The organism is Stakelama flava (assembly GCF_019351405.1).
Lineage (GTDB): Bacteria > Pseudomonadota > Alphaproteobacteria > Sphingomonadales > Sphingomonadaceae > Sphingomonas > Sphingomonas flava_A.
Genome location: NZ_JAHWZX010000004.1, coordinates 102,015 through 122,540, shown reverse-complemented (window position 1 = coordinate 122,540; position 20,526 = coordinate 102,015). Strand labels below are relative to the sequence as shown.

Sequence of the window (20,526 nt, the reverse complement as noted above, 5' to 3'; positions counted from 1 at the left end):
CTGACGGTTTCGGATTTGCTGTTGCGCATCAAGTCCCCCGGCGCGCGGTGAGTTCCGATCGCATCAGCTTGCCGATTCGAATTCGGCCACCAGATCATAGCGCGATCCTGGAAACAGATGGCGCACCTGTGTCACCGCTTCGCCCGCGCGCCAGGTCGTGCGATCGATCGACAGACACGCGCTCATCGGCGCGATAAGCAATCGCGCGGCGTCCTCAGCGCTTGCTTCCACCGCGCGGATACGATGTCGGGCGTCGGTCCAGGGAATACGGTTGAGCAGCCAGCTTCCCGGTGCGATTTCCCCGAAATCCTGCTCCGCCGCTTCTGGGACGGCGGTCAGCGACAAGGTCCGGTTCTCAAGCGCAAGCGGCTCCCGGCCGCTGTAATGCACCCCCGTCACATACAGCACCGGCCCGGCCAGATCACCCGCGCCGCGCATCTCGCGCCGACGTTCAAGCTGCCAGTGATAGACGTCGCCGCGCCGCGCGACGATTTCGGCAAGGTCTGGAACCTCAAGAATCGCCGATTCGATGTGCGGTCGTGCGACAAAGGAGCCGGCGCGCCGCCTGCGTTCGATCAAGCCGGAATTGGCCAGCTTTTCCATCGCCTTGCTGACCGTTGCTCGCGAACAATTGTAACTTCTTACCAATTCATGTTCGAACGGAATGCGAAATCCCGGCGGCCATTCGCCGGAGCGAATACGCTCTTCGATATCGGCACGGATTTGCTGGTCGAGGGTCAGAACGTCACTCATATCCGGTTCATTTTCCTCGGCTTTTCGGGCGCGACTATCTGCGCCTCCATTTCCAGCGACACAGGACTTGCACAAGCGATGCACCTGTCATTATGACTAGACAAATAATATCGGGCAAGCCCTACCAAGGCATTTGTCCCGCAGATACCAAACCCCCGTCCACACAGGTTCATCATGTCCCCGATATCGCTTTCTCCCGGCGCAGTTCCCTTACGGGACTGGCACGCAATCTATCGCGGCGCCGTACCCGAACTGGCGGACGGATGCCGGGAACGCGTGGCACAGGGTGCAGAGGCGGTGGCCCGCATTCTGGAACGCGGCGAACCGGTCTACGGCATTAACACCGGGTTCGGAAAACTGGCGAGCGTTCGCATCGCAAACGAAGAACTGACGACGCTTCAGCGCAATATCGTGTTGAGCCACGCGGCAGGAATCGGCGATGCCACGCCGCGCGCGATCGTACGGCTGATGCTCGCGCTGAAACTCGCCAGTCTCGCTCAGGGAGCGTCGGGCGTGCGCCCGGAAACCGTCGATATGATCGAAACCATGCTGACCCGAAACCTGTTGCCTGTGATTCCGGCGCAGGGGTCGGTGGGGGCGAGCGGCGATCTGGCACCGCTTGCACATATGGCGGCGGCCATGATCGGGGTCGGTGAAATCGAAGATGATGGCGAAGTCAAACCCGCTGACGAAGCGCTGAAGTCTGCGGGACTGGCTCCGCTAGAACTTGGCCCCAAAGAAGGGCTCGCCTTGCTCAACGGTACGCAGTTTTCGACTGCCCACGCGCTTGCCGGATTGTTCGAAGCGGAAACGGGCTTCCGCGCGGCGCTGATCACCGGCGCGCTGTCGACCGAAGCGGCAAAGGGCACCGACGCGCCCTTTGATCCGCGAATCCATGCGCTTCGCCCGCATCCGGGCCAGATCGCTGTTGCCGATACGCTACGCACGCTGATGGCGGGGTCGGCGATCCGCGCCAGCCATCGGGTCGATGACCCACGCGTGCAGGACCCGTACTGCCTTCGCTGTCAGCCGCAGGTAATGGGCGCTGCGTTCGACGTGCTGAAGAATGCCGCGGCCATGCTCGCCATCGAAGCCAATGGTGTGTCGGACAATCCGCTGATCTTCGCTGATAGTGGCGAAGCGCTTTCAGGCGGCAACTTCCATGCCGAACCGGTCGCCTTTGCCGCCGACATGATCGCGATGGCGGTGTGCGAAATCGGCTCGATCGCTGAACGGCGCGTGGCGATGCTGGTCGATCCGGCGCTATCCAACCTTCCCGCTTTTCTGACGCCTCGGCCAGGCCTGAATTCCGGTTTCATGATTCCGCAGGTGACCGCGGCCGCGCTGGTATCGGAAAACAAGCAGCTTGCGCATCCGGCAAGCGTCGATTCAATCCCCACTTCGGCCAATCAGGAAGATCATGTTTCGATGGCGGCGCATGGCGCACGCCGGCTGGGCCGGATGACCGACAATCTGCACGCCGTAATCGGGATCGAACTGCTTGCCGCCGCGCAGGGGTGTGATTTTCACGCGCCGCTGGCGTCATCGGCGATGCTCGAAGCGGTGCGTTCAGTCGTGCGCGCGGCCGTCCCTTCGCTGGACGAAGACCGGCATTTCCACCCCGACATGGTCAGGGCCGTCGATCTTGTCCGCGATGGCGCCCTTGAAGCCGCGATCGGCATTGCCCTGCCCACGATGGATTGAGCATGAGAATCAGCCGTTGCGGGGCGGCGCGGTTGATTGGCGAGGGATCAGACCCGCCGGAACCACGACCGTACGGTCAAGTTCGCTCTGCGTCTTGCGATCCTCGATGATCGCCGCCACCGCCTGAGCGGTCACTTCGGCAATCGGCTGTGCGATCGCGGTCAGCGCGGGGTCACCGAAGCGAACCAGCGGCGTATCGTCGAAACTGACCAGCGACAGATCATCGGGGATCGACAGCTCCATTTCGCGCGCCACGTCCATCACGGCGAGCGCGGTCTGGTCGTTGCTGGCGATGATCGCGGTGGTGGGCTGTCTCCCGCCCAGCAATGCCCGTGCCGCACGGCGGCCGGATTCAAAGCTGAAATCGCTTTCTTCGCACAGCCCGGCATCGGCGCACCCCGCCGCCCGCATCGCGGCGCGCCAGCCGTCTATGCGCCAGGCGCTCAGTTCATATTCGGGCGAACCGGCGATAAAGCCGATACGCCGATGCCCCAGTTGCAGCAGATGTTCGCTGGCCAGCCGGGCGGCGCGCTCGTCATCCATCGTGAAGCGCAGCCCCGGCCCGCCGTCCAGCGACCCGATCCGCGCGACGCTGATCTGGTGCTTGCGCAGCAATTCGATGACTCGCTGATTTTGCGAATGCGGCGGGGTCAGGATCACGCCATCGGGTTGCAGCGCCGCGATCGCGCCTAGCAATTCGCGCTCGATATGGTCGCTATGCGTGTCGATCAGCTCCACGATCAGGCGATAACCATGTTCGGCGCATTTCAGCATCCCGCCCAGCAGCATCTGATCGACCCAATCGGTGCCCTCTCGCTTGCGCCAGTCGGCAATGGTGCGTTCGCGATCGTTCAGCGCCATGATCAGATAGGAACGCGATCCGCTCATCCGCTGCGCCGCGATCGAAGGGACATAGCCAAGTTTTTCGATCGATGCCTGCACCCGTTCGCGCATCACGGGGCGGACATTGGGTTCTTTGTTAATGACCCGGCTCACCGTCTGCAGCGACACCCCTGCATCGGCGGCAACATGCTTTATCGTGACGGACTGTTTGCGACGCGCCATCCCCCTGGTCAGACCGCGTCCGGGGTTTTTGCCGCGCAATAGCGGGCCACATATTCCGCATGCGCGGGCAGTGAGCCGACGGTGCGCGACACGTTTTCGCGAAGGCCCGACAACAGGCGATCGAGTTCGGCATCGCCCAGTTTCGCCGCGATCGGGTGATAATGCTGCGGAACGATTCCCTGACCCATCATCACCTGTACCCAGCTATTCTCCGCGAACAGTTCCTCGTTGCGGCGGAACACGCGGCCCGTTTCGCGGAACAGGTCGATCTTGTGCGCAAGTGTCTCCGGAATTTCCATCGCCGCGCAGTGCCGCCAGAATGCGCTGTCGCTGCGATCGGTGGCCTTGTAATGCAGGATCAGGAAATCGCGTATCTGCTCCATGTCGATACGCTGCTGGTCGTTGAATTCGGCGATGTCGCGCTCGCTGACCCTTCCGGCGGGCATCATCCGGATCAGGCGTAGCACCGCGCGCTGGATCAAGTGGATACTGGTCGATTCGAGCGGTTCCATGAATCCGCCCGACAGGCCGATGGCGATGCAGTTGCGATACCATTGCCGCCGCCGCGCTCCGGTGGTGAAGCGCAGGAAATTGGGTTCGGTGATCGCAGCGCCCTCAATATTGCCCCGAATACGCTCCAGCGCATCGTCGCGCGACAGATAGCGGCTGCAATAGACCAGCCCGTTGCCGGTGCGGTGTTGCAGCGGGATGCGCCATTGCCACCCCGCATCGTGCGCCATCGCGCGGGTATAGGGCGGCGCGGCGTGGACGCTGTCGGTCTGGATGGCGATCGCGGCGTCGCAGGGCAGCCAGTGGGTCCAGTCGTCGAAACCGGCATGCAGCGCTTGTTCGATCAACAGCGCGCGAAAGCCGGTGCAGTCGAGGAACAGATCGCCTTCGATCCGCTCGCCCGATTCCAGCATCAGCGCGGCGATGTCGCCGCTTTCGCCGTCCAGTTGGACCTTGGCGATCTTGCCCTCGATCCGGCGCGCGCCGTTCTTTTCCGCCAGCCCGCGAAGGAATCGGCCATAGGCTGTCGCGTCGAGCTGGTACGCATAATTCATGCGGTTGTCGGGCAGATGCGCGAACTTCCCCGCCCGCGCGGCCATCAGTTCCAGGCAATAATCGTCATAGGGTTCGCCGTGCCCCTTTTCGCGTCCGTGCAGCCAGAAATGCTGGAACCCCGCCGACCAGTGGTCGCGGCCCGTCAGACCGAACGAATGGAAATAACGGTCGTTCGGTTCGCCGGTGCGCCATCCTTCGAACCAGATGCCCAGCTTGAACGTCGCGCTGGTCGCGCGCATGAAATCGGCTTCCTTCACCCCGATCACGCGGTTGAAGGTGGCGAGCGGCGGGATAGTCGATTCCCCCACCCCGACGGTGCCGATCGCATCCGATTCGACCAGCGTCAGTTCGACCGTTTCGCCCATGGTATGCGCAATCGCGGCCGCGGCCATCCAGCCAGCAGTGCCGCCGCCCGCGACAACGATCCGCTGTGCAGGATTCACTGGTTGAGCTGCCGTAACAGAAAGCCGCGAATATGCTCGGCGCTTTCGGGGGTCAGCGGCGCAAGGACGCTGCGCGCATGTTCGGGGATATGCGCAAAATCCGCATCGCGGTTGCGAAAGACATAATGGTCGAACAGGTCGCGCCAATGCTCCTTTTCGTGCCTTGGCAGGTCCCGGATCGCCATCAGTGCCAGGTTTAGCGCGTTCTGCGGCTGCCCCAGCCAGCGCGGGGTATCGCGCCACCAGAAATTGACGAGGATGTTGAACGGCGACAGCCCCTCGACATGATGCCACCACATGGAAGGAATATGCAGCGCATCGCCCGGTTCCATCTCCGCCACCAGCGCATGATCGAGCGCTTCGCGGAATTTCGGGAAGCGTTCGAAATCGGGCGCATGAAAATCGACCATGCTGATCGCGCGACCGGCGGGCGTATTGTCGATCGGCCCCAGATACAGGTTGCGAAACTGGTCTGGCGGAAACAGCGTGAAGCGCCGCCGCCCCGCCGCGACGCAGGCGAGGTTATCGGGAAAGTCGTTATGCGCCGCAATCCGGGTGGCGGTGCCGATCCAGATGCCGTCCAGCGTCGTTCGCCCCGAAAGATCGATCGGGTTATCTTCGGCAAGGCGGTCGAAGAACCGGTGGATGTCGGTGGAAGCGATATAGAGCGGATGGGCGTCGGGCCGCCCCTCGCCGGCTTCCATCCGAGCGAAAATTTCGGGAAGGCGTGCGCGCAGCGTGCGGAAATTCATCCCCATCGCTTCGTCATAGAACATCCGGCCATCGGCGCCCGGAGGCCCCGCCGAAACGGTAAAATCCATGTCGCGCGCATGATCGAGCAGATAGGCCCTGGCTTCGCCGGACGAGCAGCGGGCAGCGGCGACCAGCGGCCAGTCGGCAACCAGCCCGCGGACAAGGAAAGGACGGTCCGCTTCACGCAGCGCGGCGTCCAGTTCGCCCGCATCGGCGACACAGCGCTCCTCCACCGGCTTCATCGCCGCGAAGATGCCCGGATCGACCTCAGCCATAGCCAAGCCGATGGTTCTTGCGCCGGATCAGGTCATCGAAATTGGACATCGACGCGATTGCCATGAAGATCGGCATCAAATGCCCTGCCGCATGCAGATCGCCAAGTGCTGCCGCGTCGAGCGCCCTCACCCGGTCCTCATTGATGGTGTGGAAACCCACCAGCCGGTTGACCGAACCGTCGGCAAGCGGGATTTCCACCGCGAGCGGTTCAAGCAGGTCGTAGCGGCGAAGCGCGGCGATGAAATCGCCCACCCGCGCATAGCCGGTATCAAGCTGCCCCAGTTGCTCGATCGCCCGCTCCAGATATGGCGTCGGCTGACCGGCGTCATCGAAAACCGCGATCCCGTCCGCGTCGGGCGAGATGCGTGGGCTGGTCATGTCGATATGCACCTGCCGTTCATCGGAATCCGGTGCCGGACGTCCGATCAGGAAAGGCTGGATATCCATCGCCAGCGGACGGTATCGCGCGTTCCAGCGATCGCCGTCCAGAAACAGGTTCTCGCCATCTTCAAACCCGAACAACGCCATCGCGGCGAAGCTGTCGCGCTGCGTATTCAGGCGGAACAGGATGGGATATTCGTTCTGCACCCTGCGAAATTCGTCCGGCACCGTGACGCAGCACATCACGGCATCGCCATATTCGGCGCCGCGCGCGTGGTGGAGGGTTAGCGCGCGGTGCGATTGCGCAGTGAGTGGTTGGTGATCGGACATTGAAGACGTTTGCTGAACCTTTCGAAAAGTAAACCCGCCGGCTCAGCCTGCGTCAAGGCGTTCGATCCGGCACGCGCCTCAAGCGGTAAAGGGCATCCCCGGATCGAGGATGCCCTTCCCACTGTCGGTCGCCCCCTTTGCCGACCGATCAGAAGGCGTAGCGCACGCCTGCCGAATAGCGCGCATAGCCGGGCGAGATGAACGTGACATAAGCATCCGAACGGGTATGGCCGCGTCGGCTTTCCCCGGTCAGATTTATCGCCTCACCAAAGACGGTAATGCCCGGCAGGAATTCATAGCTCGCGCTGGCATCGACCTGACCATAGGGTTCGATATAGGCCGGATTCGGCCCCGTCGACTGCAGGAATTCGTCGCGCCAGTTATATGCGACACGCGCCTGCAACGGCCCCTTGTCGTAGAAGACAACTGCGTTCGCACTATCGCTGAGCCCCGTCAACGCGAACTGGGTAACGCTTGCCGGCTGGGTGTTGTCATATTTCGCGTCGCCGTTGACGATCGTGTAGTTCAGGATCACGCCGAAGCCGGTTTCCCAGAAGCTATGCTGGATCGCGAATTCCCAACCATTCAGCGCCGCAGTCTGATCGCTGTTTACCGGCTGAGAAATCTGGAAATTGAGCGGATCGTCCTCGGGCAGGCCCGCAATGAGCAGGTCGCCATTATCGTTATAGCTGACCGTATCGGGATAGTTGGTCGCGATATATTCGCGTATCTGCGTTGAGGTCGCCGTCGATCCAAGCGCGGCGCGCGCGGCGTCGGCACGCGGCCCCTGCCCCGGATTGGTCAGGCCGAAAGCCGTGGTATTGATCCGATCGCTTCCGACGAAGTTCGATACATCCTTATGGAAATACCCGACCGAGATGTAGCTCGACGGGCCGTAATACCATTCGGCGGAAAGATCGATATTCTTTGATTTATACGGCAACAGTCCCGGATTGCCCTGACTGCCCGTGCCGTTGGCGATGCGGAAAAGCTGATCGATCGTCCGGCCGCCTTGCAGGTCGGCATAACTCGCACGCGTAATAGTATGGCTGTACGATGCACGCAGTTTCACGTTGCGTATCGGTTCGATGTCGAAGTCGATTGCGGGCAACCAGTTGTGATAGCTGCCCTTGAACCGCGTAAATTCACTGTCGTCCGAAAACACCACGTTGAATTCATTCGCCGAAACCCATTGGGTGCCGGCCGGAGTCGGGACCAGCGCAGCGGAATCAATCGTCGTTTCTTCATACCGCACGCCAGCGATCAGATGCGCCGGCCGATCGACCACATCGAAGCTTGTCGCCACCTGAACGAACGGTGCCAGCGTCTTTTCACGAATGCGGCGGTCGGTGGTGTAGGGAGAAAGGCAATTATTGTCGCCGCCGCAAATCCCGAACTGGTCGTCCAGGAGCGGCACCAGTCGGCCGAAATCGAATGAATAGAATTGGCTGATCATCCCATCCGTCCCGACGCCATCCAGCCCGGGGAACTTGTCGGCGATGCTTTCCAGCGTGAAAATATCGTCGGGGATCAACTCATTCCCGTTTTCGCCGCCAAGGCCACCCCAGGTATCGTTCTGGATATAGCCATAGGCCGAGCGGACCTTGTTATCGACATAGGATACGCCCCAGTCGATACTGTCCAGGAAATCGCCCTGATGGTCGTAATGGCCCGACAACTGCACTTGGTTGATCCGGTCGCGGAAATAAGAATTACGGAACACATTGCCGGTTGCGTGAATCTGCGACGCGTCGAGCGGATCGATGCCCGGATAGAAAGAGGCAGAGATGACCGGAAAGTCGTTTTCGAAATTGATCGACTGATCTTCAACACCGAATATCGCGGTAGCGACAGACTGGCTGTTGCCGTATTTGCTGCCTGGTTTCGACGTTGCGGTCGAATGATGCGCGTCGAGCGTGATCGTCACGCCGCCCGGCGCTTCCCATTGCAGGTTGCCGCCCAGCGACTTGTTTTCATTCTTTACCTTTGTCAGCGAGCCCGAATAGGCAAGGTCCTTGCCATCCTCTTCCGGGAAATGCTCCGAATAGAAGATCGGGTCGGCGATCGGCCCGTCACCCCAGGCGCTGCTGGTATCGGCATGGTTGTAATAAATGCCGACATTGCTGTTATGCGTTTCCAGTTCGTAGCGCGAATAGGTGTAGTCGATCGTCGCGGTCAGGCTGTCGATGGGCTTGAATTGCAACACCGCCTGCCCGTTGATCCGCTCGCGATCGATATCGTTCAGATTATACGAAGCGCCCTGCGGCACCTGATAGACATCGTCCGGACCGGGCCGGTTGGTGATGTTGTCGTAGCGCGGATCCGGCACGACGTTGCCGTCACCATCCAACGTAGTGGGCGTGGGCAGCGAACCCCAGTTGTTCTCCGAGCCGAGATAGCCGTCACGCCATTCGCTGATATTCGCCGAATTGGTGCTTGCCTTGCGCCGCGAATAGTTACCGACCAGCAGCACGCCGATGCGATCATCGGCAAAGGTATCGCTGATGATACCGGAAATTTCGGGGGTAACCGGGTCCTTGCCGTTGCGCGAGGTGTCAAGGATGCCCTTTGCCGCGAAACTGCCGCGAAGGCCCGGCTTGTCGAATGGACGCGGGGTCAGAATGTTGATCGTCGAACCGATACCTCCGGTTTCCACCGTCGCGCGGCCCGATTTATAGACTTCGAGCGCCTTCACCCCTTCCGACGCGAGATTGGCGAAATCGAATGACCGCGATGATGGCGCGCCGAAACCGTCGCCGATGCTCGACGTCGGCATCTGCCGCCCGTTGAGCAGTACGAGGTTGAATTCGGGACCAAAGCCGCGAACGGTCACGAGAGATCCTTCGCCGTTATTGCGATCGATCGAAACGCCGGTGATGCGCTGAAGCGATTCGGCCAGGTTCGTGTCGGGAAACTTGCCGATATCCTCGGCCGAAATCGCATCGACCACGCCCTGCGATTCGCGCTTGATATTCATCGAATTGCGAAGGCTGGCGCGGATACCGGTTACGACGATATCCTCGGCCGCATCGGCCGGTTGCATCGCGCCCGACGCCTGTACCGGCTGCGTCGTCACCGTCGTATCGGTATCGGCCTGATCGTCGCCGTTCTGAATTTCGGAATCGCCGGGCTGACCCATGGTTGAGGATGCGGGCACATCCTGCGCGTGCGCGGCAAGCGGCACCGCCGCGATCGCCAGCGTGGACGCCCCGACAACCAAACGCGAAAAAGCGCGCGCATGAAAGCTACGCATATCGTCCTCCCCAAAAATATGGTGCGGTACATTCCGCATCTCAAAATTGATAACGTTCACTTGCGCAGTTTCATTCGCGCTGTCAAGTAATCGCCATCACCGGTATCAGCCGGGCAATTTCGGGATCGGAGCAAGGGGTCTGGACATGGCAAGATCGATGGGACTGGCATATGCGGCGACGTGGGTTATCGCGGTTTCCGGCGCCGGCGCATTACACGCGCAACAACCGTCCGACGATGGGAATGCCTCGCGCGAGCGGGCTGATGCGATCGTGGCAAAGATGACACGCGATGAAAAAATCGCGCTGGTCCATGGCCTGTTTCCGCCCATGGCGGCAGGCAAAAGCGAACATGAGCTGATCCCCTCGGCGGGGCATATCGACGGCATTCCCCGCCTGGGCGTGCCGCTGGTGCGTGAAAGCGACGCATCGCTGGGCGTTGCCAATCAGGTTGAACAGCGCAAGGGCGACGTCGCCACCGCGCTTCCCTCCAGTCTTGCCACCGCATCGTCGTTCGATCCGGAAATCGCCCATCAGGGCGGCGCGATGATCGGCGCCGAAGCACGCGCCAAACGCTTCAACGTGCTGCTGGGCGGCGGCGTGAACCTGACCCGCGATCCGTGGAACGGCCGCAATTTCGAATATCTCGGCGAAGACCCGCTGCTCGCCGGGGAAATGGCCGGGGCGCATATCGCCGGGATACAGTCGAACAATATCGTTTCGACGGTGAAGCATTTCGCGATCAATTCGCAGGAAACCGGGCGAATGGTCGCCGATGCGCGGATCGATGAAGCGGCGCTGCGCATGAGCGATCTGCTCGCCTTCCAGATTGCGATTGAAAAGGGCAATCCGGGGTCGGTGATGTGCGCCTATAACAAGGTCAATGGCGATTATGCCTGCGCCAACAAGCATTTGCTGACCGATGTCCTGAAAAAAGACTGGGGCTATCGCGGCTGGGTGATGAGCGACTGGGGCGCGGTGCATTCAACGGTTAAGGCCGCCAATGCAGGACTTGACCAGGAATCAGGACAGGAACTCGACAAGCAGATTTTTTTCGGCGCGCCGCTCGAACAGGCGCTTGCCGATGGCAAGGTTTCGCAGGCGCGGCTCGACGACATGGTCGCGCGCTACCTGACCGGGCTGATCGAAACCGGCGCCTATGATACGCCCGCGCCGAAAACCGCGCAGAAAATCGATTATGCCGCCCATGCCAGGGTGGCGCAGCGCGCCGCCGAAGCGGGTATCGTTCTGCTGAAAAACGATGGCGACCTGCTGCCGCTTTCCGGGGTGCGCAAAATCGCGGTCATCGGCGGCCATGCCGATCGCGGAGTCCTTTCGGGCGGCGGATCGAGCCAGGTCCGCTCGGTCGGCGGCGCGCCGATCGAAATTCCGCTGGGATCGGGGGCGGCGTCCTCCTTCGCGCGGATCACCTACCACGCCTCCTCGCCGCTGAAAGCGCTGCGCAAGGCGATGCCGAATGCCCAGATCACCTTTGTCGATCAGCGCGATGTCGAAGGCGCGAAAAAGGCGGCAAGCGAAGCGGATGTCGCGATCGTGTTCGCGGTGCAATGGACGACCGAGGCGCAGGATGCTCCCGACCTGTCGCTGCCCTATCATCAGGACGCGCTGATTTCCGCAGTCGCCGCCGCCCAGCCCAAAACGATTGCCGTGTTGGAAACCGGCGGGCCGGTATTGATGCCCTGGCGCGATCAAGTGCCCGCCATCGTCGAGGCATGGTATCCCGGCCAGCGCGGCGGGCAGGCGATCGCAAATATCCTGACGGGCAAGGTCAATCCCTCGGGCCGGTTGCCGATCACCTTCCCCGCCGCCGCGTCGCAGGCACCGCGCCCGGAGCCGGTGGGTCTCGACAAGCTCAACAGCCTTGAAGCGCAGGCGGCGTCGAACCCCGCCAACGCTTCCCAATATCAGCTGCAAAGTTTTCCTATCGATTATGTCGAAGGCGCGGATGTCGGCTATCGCTGGTATGAAAAGCAGGGAGAGACGCCGCTTTTCCCCTTCGGGCATGGCCTCACCTATACCAGCTTCGCCTATCGCAACGCGACGCTGTCCGGCGGTAAAACGCTCACCCTCTCATTCGACGTCGTGAACACCGGAAAGCGCGCCGGGGCGGCCGTCCCACAAATGTATGTGACGCGCGAGGGATCGGACCATCCCATGCGCCTTGCCGGATTCCAGCGGATCGAATTGCGGCCAGGCGAAACGCGCCATGTGACGCTTAGCGCAGCGCCGCGCATCGTCGCCGATTACGATACCGCGCTTCCCGGTTGGCGCATCCAGGGCGGCAAATACAAGGTTGCGCTCGCCACCGATGCGACCGATCGCAGCCGGGTCTTCACCGCGACGCTGCAGGCCGCTACGATGAAGCCCTGACAAGAGATATATCGGGGAGGAAGCGGTGACAGTAACCGCGTCGGCGACGCCGGCGCCGGGCGGACGCAGGTCCGTCGGCTTCCTGCTGCTGTTCGCGCTCGCCCATCTGGGCGGCGTACTGGGATATCTGCCGCTGCTGTCGCTGCTCTTACCGATGAAGGTCGAGGCGATGGCGGGAGAGGCGCGGCTTGGTCTGTTCACCGCCTGCATGGTGACGGGCGGCATAGCCTCCAGCGTTTCGAACATATTTTTCGGCTGGCTGAGCGATATTTCGGTGCGCAGGGGCGGCGGACGGCGGCGCTGGGTGCTGGGCGGTATCGCGGCGATCGCCCTGTCCTTCCTTGCCGTTGCAGAAGCCAGCGAACCGCTTGCGCTGATTCTGGCTGTCGTCGCGGTGCAGATCGCGGTGAACATGTTGCTCGCTCCGCTGATCGCGATCATGGCGGACGAGATTCCCGATTCGCAAAAGGGGCTGACCGGCGGTCTGCTCGCGCTCAGCTTCCCGCTGGCGGCGGCGGCTTCGGCGCGGCTGGTGGGCGTGGCGGGCCTGGGCGAGGACGGCAGGCTGGGACTGGTCGTGCTTGCCATCGGCCTTGCCACCGTGCCGCTGCTGGCGACGCGACCGCGCATGCTTGATGCTCCGCCGCCGGTGCCGGGTGAAGCGGCGATGTTGCGGCGCGACCTTGCCATAGCATGGGCGGCGCGCATCCTGATGCAGGTCGCCGCGAATGTCCTCTCGACCTATCTTTTCTATTATTTTGAAACCGTGTCCGACGCCGCGGTGGATCAGCTTGCCGCACGGGTGGGGCATGTTTTGACCGTCGCCTTTCTGGTTCCGGTCCCGATCGCGCTGCTGATCGGACGGATTTCCGACCAGTTGCGTCGGCGAAAGCCGTTCCTGCTCGCCACGGCGGCGGGTGCGGTCGCCGGACTGGTGGTGATGGCACTGTCAAACGATCCGCGGATCAGCGCGCTTGCCTTTTTCTTCTACTCGGCGGGATCGCAGGCGTTCATGGCGCTGCATTCTGCCTTTGCCATGCAATTGCTGCCCAATCCGAACCATCGCGGGCGCGATCTGGGGCTGTTGAATCTGACCAACACCCTGCCCGCGCTGTTGGGGCCATTGCTTACCTGGCAGCTCGCGACCCCGGGCAATTTTTCGACGGCATTGCTTGCGCTGGCGCTGCTAAACGGCATCGGCGGAATGCTGATCCTCGCGGTGCGCGGCCGGCGTTAGTCGCCGCTTTTCCAATAGCGGACATAATCGATCGCCATCCGCTGGGGGAAGGCATCGTCATCGACGCCTTCCTTCCCGCCCCAATCGCCGCCGACGGCCAGATTCAGGATCAGGTGATAGGGCCGGGTGAAGGGCCACGCCCCCTTCCCGCCCGGCCGATCATTGGCGACCCGCATATAGGCGCGATCGTCGACGCCGATCGTGATCGCATGCCTTGTCCAATCGAGTTGATAGCGATGGAATTCGGTGCAGGCGTCGGGAATTTCGATCTGCGCGCCGCGTTGCGTGCCCAGCCGGTGATTGAACAGGCCCGAATGCAGCGTTGCGTGCACAACATTCGCGTCCCATCCGACCATTTCCATAATGTCGATCTCCCCCGCATCGGGCCAGATGCCATCGGGCGGCAGCATCCAGATGGCGGGCCAGGTCCCGCGTGCGCAGGAGAGCCGGGCACGGATTTCATAGAAACCGTGGCCATAGCCTGCGCGACTGACCAACCGCGCCGAGGTGTATTGCTGCCCGCCCCAATCGGGGTGCTGGTCCTTCGACAGCGTTTCGCGCCGCGCCTCGATCACCAGCGCGCCGTCCTCGATCCGCGCGTTTTCGGGGCGCTCCTTCGCATAATATTGGCGTTCGTGATTATACCAGCCCGCCGCATTGCGTTCGGTGTCATACCGCCAGGTCGCATCATCGATGGCATCGCCGTTGAATTCGTCGGCAAAACTCGGCGCCGCGACCGGCACTGCCATCGGCGCATCGACGGCATAGTTGGACGCGCCGAGCGTCTGTGCCAGCATCAGCGACAGCGCGAGTATCATTTCATCGCTCCCCGGGGCGGATATTCGTTCAGGGTCTGGCGCACCGCCCCCTTCTTCGCCGCCTCGCCGCTGTCATTTACGATATGCGCGATCGTGCCTTTCCCACCGCCCAGCGAAATGGTGGTGACGCTGCGAAACCGCACATCGGGCTTTTCCGGTGCCTGTATCGCGCTTTCCAGCACGATCGAAGGATCGGCGGTGAAATTGGCATAGATACCCATGCCGACCGCAAGGTGATGGTCGACATGATCCGCAACCTTGTACGCGGCATAGCCGCGCCGCCCGTCCGCCATGTAATCCGCCTGCGAGGGCGGATCATAGGGCAGTTCGTTCTGATAGAAATAGGTCCGCCCGCGCTCGCCGTTCCACAGCGTCTGGTATTTCTGGAAATGCTCGACGAACAGGCCGCTCAGCACCACATCGTCACCGTTTACGATCAGTCCCTGATTGGCGGTATTCTCATCCCAGCCGACATGCTCGCGCCCGCCTGCCCGGTCGCCGTGATCGGCGCGCCATATCCACAAATGGTCGCCGATGACGTGGTTGCTGTTTACCTCCACCGCGGTTTCGACCCGGCCGTTGCGCGCACCGCCCACCCGCACGAAGATGTCGGACAGCGAAATCGGATCGTCACGATTGTCGGCACTCGCGCCCGGCGGGCCCACCTGCAGCAGAAGCGGCGAAACCTGCGGTCCGGCGTCGAACAACAACCCTGCGATCACGACACCGGAAACATCGGCGATACGCATCGCCACCGTCCCGCCTTCCGCCAGTAACGTGGCAAGGCCAAGGCCAAGCACGACCGTTCCGGGGCGCACCACCTCCAGGGGCTCGGTAAGGCGATAGATACCGGGCGTGAGCAGCAGGTGCTTTCCGGACGCAAGCGCGGCGTTGATCCGGCCGGCGGGCATGTCTGGCGTCGCAATCAGAAAATCATCAAGCGCGATCGCTTCGCCGGCCTGGCTGCCGTTTGCCCAGCCCGGCCCGCGCGCGTTTCGACGCAGCGCCGGTTTGAGTACCTGCCACACACCGGATGGCGTAACCTGCAGAAACGGTTTGTCGCGTACCACGGGAACATCTTCGATCGTGGTATAGGGCGGGTCGGGAAACATGGTCGGTGGCGCCCCTTCGACGCCCATGAACATCATGTTCCAGTTCGATCCGTCCCAGCCGCCAATGGTGCTGTTGCGGGTAAACCATTGCTGCTGCGTGCCCGAACGGACCGTGCCGGAGATCACGCTGTCCGCAATAAAACCGCCGCTCGACCAGCCGCCATCGTCCAGAAACAAATCGCCCGCGATATCCATCCGGCGATAGGGCGCTGCCTGCGATACGGCCCAGCGATCTGCCCCGTCGGGCGGGCGCACCGCCATATTTTCCGCCGAACGCCAGAAATTGACCAGCGCCACCCCGTCATTCCAGTCCGCCTCCGCATGGACATGCCCACGAACGACGACATCCCCCGGCATCCGGCCCACCCCGGCGACCTGGGTGAAAAATCCGACATTGATGTCGAGTGCGTGCTCGCCCGGCATTAAAAGCACCGCATAGCGATCATCGCTGAAGTGCGAACGTTCCTGCCGTGCGAAAATCCCGTCCAGCCGGGCCTGCGCGGATTGCGTCGGCATATCGGGCGTCAGGATGATGACGTTCGGTCCAAGGTCCGGTTGCGAAAGCCCCGCCGGGCGGGCGCGCGCACCTTTCGGCAACGCGGCGATCCCGCTCGCCGAGGCCAGCCCCGCCAGCACGCTTCGCCTGTTGGTCCGCATTCCCGACCGATACCGCATGATCCGCTCCCGTCCATTTTGGGAACGTTCTCACGCATGACGGGGTCTGGCGCAAGTCCCGCCGGCTATGTGCGGGACCGCCTTACGCAACTCCCCCCTTCGGGATTTGGCGGCCTAAAAGCGAAAGCTCGTCCAGGCGGCGAGATAGTGCGAATCGGTATAGCCCAGCCTGGTCAGCAATTTGCCCGTGTCGAAATATTCATACCGCCCCGTGACCGACAGCCGCTGCGTGATCTTCCACGCCGCCTGGATGCGGAAGGATTGCCCGATATCCTTTCCATCCAGCAGCTCCGTACCGGCATAGGGACGGCTGTTCGAACGATATACCGCGTCGTTTTCATCCGCCCGCCAGGCGCGAATATATTCGAACGTCGTCTTCACATCGCGTACAGGCGTCACGGTGATGTTCGGCGCGACCTGAAACAGGTTGCTGATGGTCAGCAGCCCCTGATAGCTGTACGAGGAACTACCCCCCACCGGTGTGCTCGCCACCTTCAGCGCGCCCCCGTCATAGCTGCCGCCGCCGCTGCCATAATCGAAATGTATGCCCAGTTCGGGCTTCCAGCCGCTGTCGCTCAGCCCATAGGTTTGGGCGATGAACAGGTTCCAGGCATCGATATCGCGGTTTCCGAAACTTCCGCCCTGATGGTCCACCGTCCAGTCGATCGTCCACCGCCCGATATCGCCCCACAGCCGCGCGCCGTAATAGAGCCGCTCCTCTCGCTCGCTAACCCCGCCCCAACTCACCGCATCATGGCGTTCGCGCCAGAAAAACGGATCGAGGAACACTTCGCCCTTCGCCACCGAGGGCAGGACGATCCCCATCGTCACGCCCGAAAAGCGCGTACTGTCATCCGATTTGTCGTCGCTCAGTCCTTCGCGGCCGAAAGCGGTATATTCGAAATCGAACAGGGTGAAGCGAAGGCGGCTGCTCATCGCCCAGCCGCGAAAGCCGTTGAGCACGGTGCGGATCGGGCTGTCGTCCTTTTGCGAAAGCAGCAATGGCGATCCGTCGGTGAATTCCTGCCGTCCGTACCGCACGCCGATGGCGGTCGAATCGACAATCGCGCTGACCTCGCCAAAAGCCTGCTGCACGATCAAATCGTTTTGCAGTTTCGCCGACGGGGTGCCGATATTATGCCCGCCGGTCCCGGCATGCGCCAGTTCGCCGTAAAATCGGACATACGTGCCCAGATGTACGTCCGCGCCAGCAACCAGCCGCAACTGGTCCTCGCGTTCATGATCGCCATCGATAAGGCCCGGATTGCCGGTATAATTCGTGCGAAAGCGCGCTTCGCCGGACAATGTCACATAGATATCGCCCGAATCGTCGAGCGGCAGGAATTTCAGCCGGTCGATCGGATCGTCGCGCTTGGCCGGATCGGCCATTTGGCGCCAGTCCTCGGCCCAGCGCGATTTATTATACCCGCCGATCTTTACGCCATGGCCGTCGGCATGCGCGGGATAGGCCCGGATCGCCGGATTGGCGACAGCTTGCGGCTGCGCGGCTTCGCTCGGCGGAACCTGCACTTCCGGCGGCGGCGCCTGCTGCACCGGGCCGTTCACCATCATCTCGGAAGGCGTTTCAAGGTCCGGCTCGGCGCTCTGGGCATGTGCGCCGTGTGCGAAGAGCGGGCACGCCGCGGCAATCGCGATCAGCGAAATGCCGTGGCCCCGTTTAGCGATAAAGCTGATCATTTTTCGTTGCTTTCCGTCCCTGTTCGCGAAGAGCTTTGACGCATATTCCGCCCGCCCCGTACGCCGCATTCGCCCCCGCGCGACGTCCTCGCTTCGTTGTTGATCGTAAGTACGGCCGCGTCGGCACGCCGGCGCGGCCCGGAAGTCAGAAACTCGCCCAGTCGTCCTCCGCGCCTCCCGCTGCGGACATCGCGGCGGCCGCTACAGGCTGAACATTGCGCGGCGGCATGGCGGGCTTCGGCTTGACCGCTTCGGTCCGGGTCGCCGCTTTTGGCGACGCTGCGGTCTTCGCCCCCCGCTCCGATGGCGCGGCCATGGCGGGAATCCGCCTTGCCGAGCCTTCGCGTTGCTCCACCGTGAAGCGCGACGACTGGCGAGTCAGTGTGCGGACTTCGCCGGCAAGATTGCGGGCCGCCGCCGACGTCTGCTCGACCATCGCCGCATTTTGCTGCGTCGACTGGTCCATGGTGTTCATGGCGCTCGCAATCTCTCCGATCGTCACGACCTGCGCCCGGTTGTCGGTGGCCATGCTCTCCACAAACTCGTGAACCTGCTGCACGCTTCCAGTGATGTTGGCGAGCGCGGTATCGACGCTGCGCACCGCGTCGACCGCGATGCCGATATCGGACTGGGTGGCGGTAAGCTGTTCGCGCGCGCGATGCGCTTCCTCCTCCGCCCGCATGGCGAGCGCGGAGACAAGATCGGCGACGACCGCGAAACCGCGCCCCGCCTCGCCCGCGCGACCCGCCTCCACAGCGGCGTTCATGGCGAGCACGCGGGTCTGGAACGCGATCTTGTCCAGCCCCTCGATCACATCATCAATGCCGCGGGCGCTTTCGCCGACGCGATCCATCGCCCCGGTGGCCTGTTCGGCGGTCGATCGGCCGGTATCGACCATGGCGATCGCCGATTGCGTGCAATCGACCGTGCGATCCGCGGATTGCGCGCTGGATTTCAGCCGGTCGTTCATCTGCGACAGCGCAGCCGATGTCTGTTCCAGGCTTGCCGCATTGCTTTCGGTCCGGCGGGCAAGATCGTCCGAAGCCGCCGCGATCTCCGTCGCCCCCGTCTCGATCCCGTGCGACGCATCGGCAAGCGCGCCGATCAATTCGCTCAGATTGGCGATGGCGGTGTTGAAGTTGCGCTTCAGCGCGGCATAGGAACCGGGCACATCCTCATCGATCTTGCTGGTCAAATCGCCATCCGACAGCCGTTCCAGCTTGTCGGAAACCAGCGCCACGATCATCTGTTGCTCGGCATCACCCTTCGCCTTGGCGGCCTGCGCTTCTTCCTTGGCGACCGCCTGTTCGCGAAACACCTGAAGCGCACCCGCCATGTCGCCCAGTTCGTCCTTGCGCTCTATGCCGGGAATGGCGTCGGTGACATTGCCGCCGGCCAGGCTGCGCATCCGTTCGGTCAGACTGCGCAACGGCAGCGTGATCGACCGGCCGATCATCCAGATGACACCGCCGATAAGCAGTATGACAAAGAGAACCATCTTCGCCAGATTTCCTGCGTCGTGCCAAAGCGCCGCCTCGATTTCGTCATTGAGCACGCCCGTCGCGATCACCCAGCCCCAGGGCGCGAACCCCCGAGCATAGGACAGTTTTTCCTTTATGCCCTCGCCATTCGGCATTTGATATTGGTACCGCACGAAACCGCCGCCGTCCGGGCCGGCGGCCTTCTCGCGCATTTCGCGATAATGCATCTTGCCGACGGCGTCGGTCTTGTCCCGCACATTGGTGCCAACCAGTTCTGATTTCACCGGATGGGCGACCATCGTCATGTCGTTGTCGAACATGAAGAAATAGCCGAGCTTGCCGAACCGGAGCGAATTCACCGCCGCCGCCGCCGCCTTTTGCGCCTGCGCCCTTGTCATCCTCCCCGCGGCCTCCTCGGCATGGAAGCGTTCGAGCTGGCTGTACGCGACGTCGAGCGTCTGTTTGGTGCGTGTTTCGAAACTGTGCTGCAACGAAAGCTTCAGCTCCATCATCGCCAAACCAGTGACAAGGAGCAAGCCGAGCAGCGACGCCACTCCGACCACGAAAATACGTTGGCTGATCTTCAACCGGGCTAGAATCGACAAGTTGCTCTCCGAATGCAATTATTCGAAGAATTTGTAGGAAATTTTCCCGAAGGATCTCGCTGGACAGCGCAAAAAAGACGCCTCGCCGAACGAAAGGGCGCGGTTGCTCCGGCGCTGTGGCTTCCCTGCAACATGGCGGCAGCGGCGTGAAAATGGCGGAGAGCCAGTGGCCCGTCAGATCGGTGGCCCGGCAACCTTCCGGTTCCTTCCATGATCAAACGCGGTGGCGCGCTCCTCCCGATCTTCGGCCTTGGCGTGTCGTGCGCCGGGGAGGCGGAACGGCTCGGCATTACCGTGTCAACGACTCAGGTTCGGGCGAACGGCGGTCAACTCGAAGCGATTGGGCGGCTGCTTGACGATGGCACAATCCGGGTGGCGATCGATAACGCCTTCCCGCTTGCCGACGCCCGCAAAGCGCATGAACGCGCGGCCAAAGGTCATATCCGCGGCAAGATCGTCCTGACGGTAAACGCTCTCCGCTAAACAAC

Annotated in this window: 14 protein-coding genes; 4 read left to right on the top strand and 10 right to left on the bottom strand. The window is 62.3% G+C overall.

Translation table 11 applies throughout. The features are described from left to right. Positions 1-63: 63 nt before the first annotated feature. Entirely contained in the window at positions 64-753 is a 690-nt protein-coding gene (locus KY084_RS05885) for a histidine utilization transcriptional repressor HutC (protein ID WP_219237514.1), read from the bottom strand. 174 nt (positions 754-927) lie between these two features. On the opposite strand from KY084_RS05885, the gene hutH reads away from it, so the two are divergent. Further along, complete coding sequence (gene hutH / locus KY084_RS05880; protein WP_219237513.1) at positions 928-2,457, top strand: histidine ammonia-lyase; 1,530 nt, start codon at positions 928-930, stop codon at positions 2,455-2,457. 9 nt (positions 2,458-2,466) lie between these two features. Here the strand turns inward: hutH and KY084_RS05875 are convergent, their stop codons facing one another. From KY084_RS05875 to KY084_RS05855, 5 genes are all read right to left on the bottom strand, one after another. After that, on the bottom strand, positions 2,467-3,522 hold the full coding sequence (locus tag KY084_RS05875; RefSeq protein ID WP_219237512.1) for a LacI family DNA-binding transcriptional regulator: 1,056 nt from the start codon (positions 3,520-3,522) through the stop codon (positions 2,467-2,469). A gap of 8 nt (positions 3,523-3,530) precedes the next feature. Beyond that, positions 3,531-4,979: a tryptophan halogenase family protein gene (locus KY084_RS05870; protein ID WP_246586945.1), complete on the bottom strand. Its 1,449-nt coding sequence runs from the start codon at positions 4,977-4,979 to the stop codon at positions 3,531-3,533. Positions 4,980-5,026: 47 nt separating this feature from the next. Continuing rightward, positions 5,027-6,058, bottom strand: a complete 1,032-nt coding sequence (locus KY084_RS05865) for a cupin-like domain-containing protein (RefSeq protein WP_219237677.1) — start codon at positions 6,056-6,058, stop codon at positions 5,027-5,029. Beyond that, positions 6,051-6,770: a SapC family protein gene (locus KY084_RS05860; RefSeq protein WP_219237510.1), complete on the bottom strand. Its 720-nt coding sequence runs from the start codon at positions 6,768-6,770 to the stop codon at positions 6,051-6,053. The genes KY084_RS05865 and KY084_RS05860 overlap by 8 nt, the downstream gene beginning before the upstream one ends. Before the next feature lie 148 nt (positions 6,771-6,918). Beyond that, positions 6,919-10,023, bottom strand: a complete 3,105-nt coding sequence (locus KY084_RS05855; RefSeq protein WP_219237509.1) for a TonB-dependent receptor — start codon at positions 10,021-10,023, stop codon at positions 6,919-6,921. 145 nt (positions 10,024-10,168) lie between these two features. Here KY084_RS05855 and KY084_RS05850 point away from each other — a divergent pair, with 145 nt between their 5' ends. Further along, positions 10,169-12,412 carry a beta-glucosidase gene (locus KY084_RS05850; protein WP_219237508.1) on the top strand — a complete coding sequence of 748 codons (2,244 nt, stop codon included), beginning with the start codon at positions 10,169-10,171 and terminating at the stop codon, positions 12,410-12,412. Between the two features lie 25 nt (positions 12,413-12,437). After that, positions 12,438-13,649 carry an MFS transporter gene (locus KY084_RS05845; RefSeq protein WP_343227961.1) on the top strand — a complete coding sequence of 404 codons (1,212 nt, stop codon included), beginning with the start codon at positions 12,438-12,440 and terminating at the stop codon, positions 13,647-13,649. On the opposite strand, the gene KY084_RS05840 is transcribed toward KY084_RS05845, so the two are convergent. From KY084_RS05840 to KY084_RS05825, 4 genes are all read right to left on the bottom strand, one after another. Then, the gene (locus KY084_RS05840; protein WP_219237507.1) at positions 13,646-14,467 is read right to left on the bottom strand and encodes a glycoside hydrolase family 16 protein; all 822 of its coding nucleotides are present in this window, start codon (positions 14,465-14,467) and stop codon (positions 13,646-13,648) included. The two genes, KY084_RS05845 and KY084_RS05840, sit on opposite strands and share 4 nt — an antisense overlap. Continuing rightward, entirely contained in the window at positions 14,464-16,254 is a 1,791-nt protein-coding gene (locus KY084_RS05835; protein WP_246586921.1) for an adenylyl cyclase, read from the bottom strand. Before KY084_RS05835 ends, KY084_RS05840 begins: the two co-directional genes overlap by 4 nt. 114 nt (positions 16,255-16,368) lie before the next feature. Further along, the gene (locus KY084_RS05830; RefSeq protein ID WP_246586920.1) at positions 16,369-17,952 is read right to left on the bottom strand and encodes an alginate export family protein; all 1,584 of its coding nucleotides are present in this window, start codon (positions 17,950-17,952) and stop codon (positions 16,369-16,371) included. A 145-nt stretch (positions 17,953-18,097) separates the two neighbouring features. Further along, positions 18,098-20,038 carry a methyl-accepting chemotaxis protein gene (locus KY084_RS05825; protein ID WP_219237506.1) on the bottom strand — a complete coding sequence of 647 codons (1,941 nt, stop codon included), beginning with the start codon at positions 20,036-20,038 and terminating at the stop codon, positions 18,098-18,100. 210 nt (positions 20,039-20,248) lie between these two features. Here KY084_RS05825 and KY084_RS05820 point away from each other — a divergent pair, with 210 nt between their 5' ends. Continuing rightward, positions 20,249-20,521 carry a zinc-binding dehydrogenase gene (locus KY084_RS05820; RefSeq protein WP_219237505.1) on the top strand — a complete coding sequence of 91 codons (273 nt, stop codon included), beginning with the start codon at positions 20,249-20,251 and terminating at the stop codon, positions 20,519-20,521. Positions 20,522-20,526 lie beyond the last annotated feature (5 nt).

Excerpts from the sequence above, each read along its gene's own strand:
- KY084_RS05885 (WP_219237514.1), bottom strand. The coding sequence starts at position 753 with ATGAGTGACGTTCTGACCCTCGACCAGCAAATCCGTGCCGATATCGAA.
- hutH (WP_219237513.1), top strand. The coding sequence starts at position 928 with ATGTCCCCGATATCGCTTTCTCCCGGCGCAGTTCCCTTACGGGACTGG.
- KY084_RS05875 (WP_219237512.1), bottom strand. The coding sequence starts at position 3,522 with ATGGCGCGTCGCAAACAGTCCGTCACGATAAAGCATGTTGCCGCCGAT.
- KY084_RS05870 (WP_246586945.1), bottom strand. The coding sequence starts at position 4,979 with ATGGCCGCGGCCGCGATTGCGCATACCATGGGCGAAACGGTCGAACTG.
- KY084_RS05865 (WP_219237677.1), bottom strand. The coding sequence starts at position 6,058 with ATGGCTGAGGTCGATCCGGGCATCTTCGCGGCGATGAAGCCGGTGGAG.
- KY084_RS05860 (WP_219237510.1), bottom strand. The coding sequence starts at position 6,770 with ATGTCCGATCACCAACCACTCACTGCGCAATCGCACCGCGCGCTAACC.
- KY084_RS05855 (WP_219237509.1), bottom strand. The coding sequence starts at position 10,023 with ATGCGTAGCTTTCATGCGCGCGCTTTTTCGCGTTTGGTTGTCGGGGCG.
- KY084_RS05850 (WP_219237508.1), top strand. The coding sequence starts at position 10,169 with ATGGCAAGATCGATGGGACTGGCATATGCGGCGACGTGGGTTATCGCG.
- KY084_RS05840 (WP_219237507.1), bottom strand. The coding sequence starts at position 14,467 with ATGATACTCGCGCTGTCGCTGATGCTGGCACAGACGCTCGGCGCGTCC.
- KY084_RS05835 (WP_246586921.1), bottom strand. The coding sequence starts at position 16,254 with ATGCGGTATCGGTCGGGAATGCGGACCAACAGGCGAAGCGTGCTGGCG.
- KY084_RS05830 (WP_246586920.1), bottom strand. The coding sequence starts at position 17,952 with ATGATCAGCTTTATCGCTAAACGGGGCCACGGCATTTCGCTGATCGCG.
- KY084_RS05820 (WP_219237505.1), top strand. The coding sequence starts at position 20,249 with ATGATCAAACGCGGTGGCGCGCTCCTCCCGATCTTCGGCCTTGGCGTG.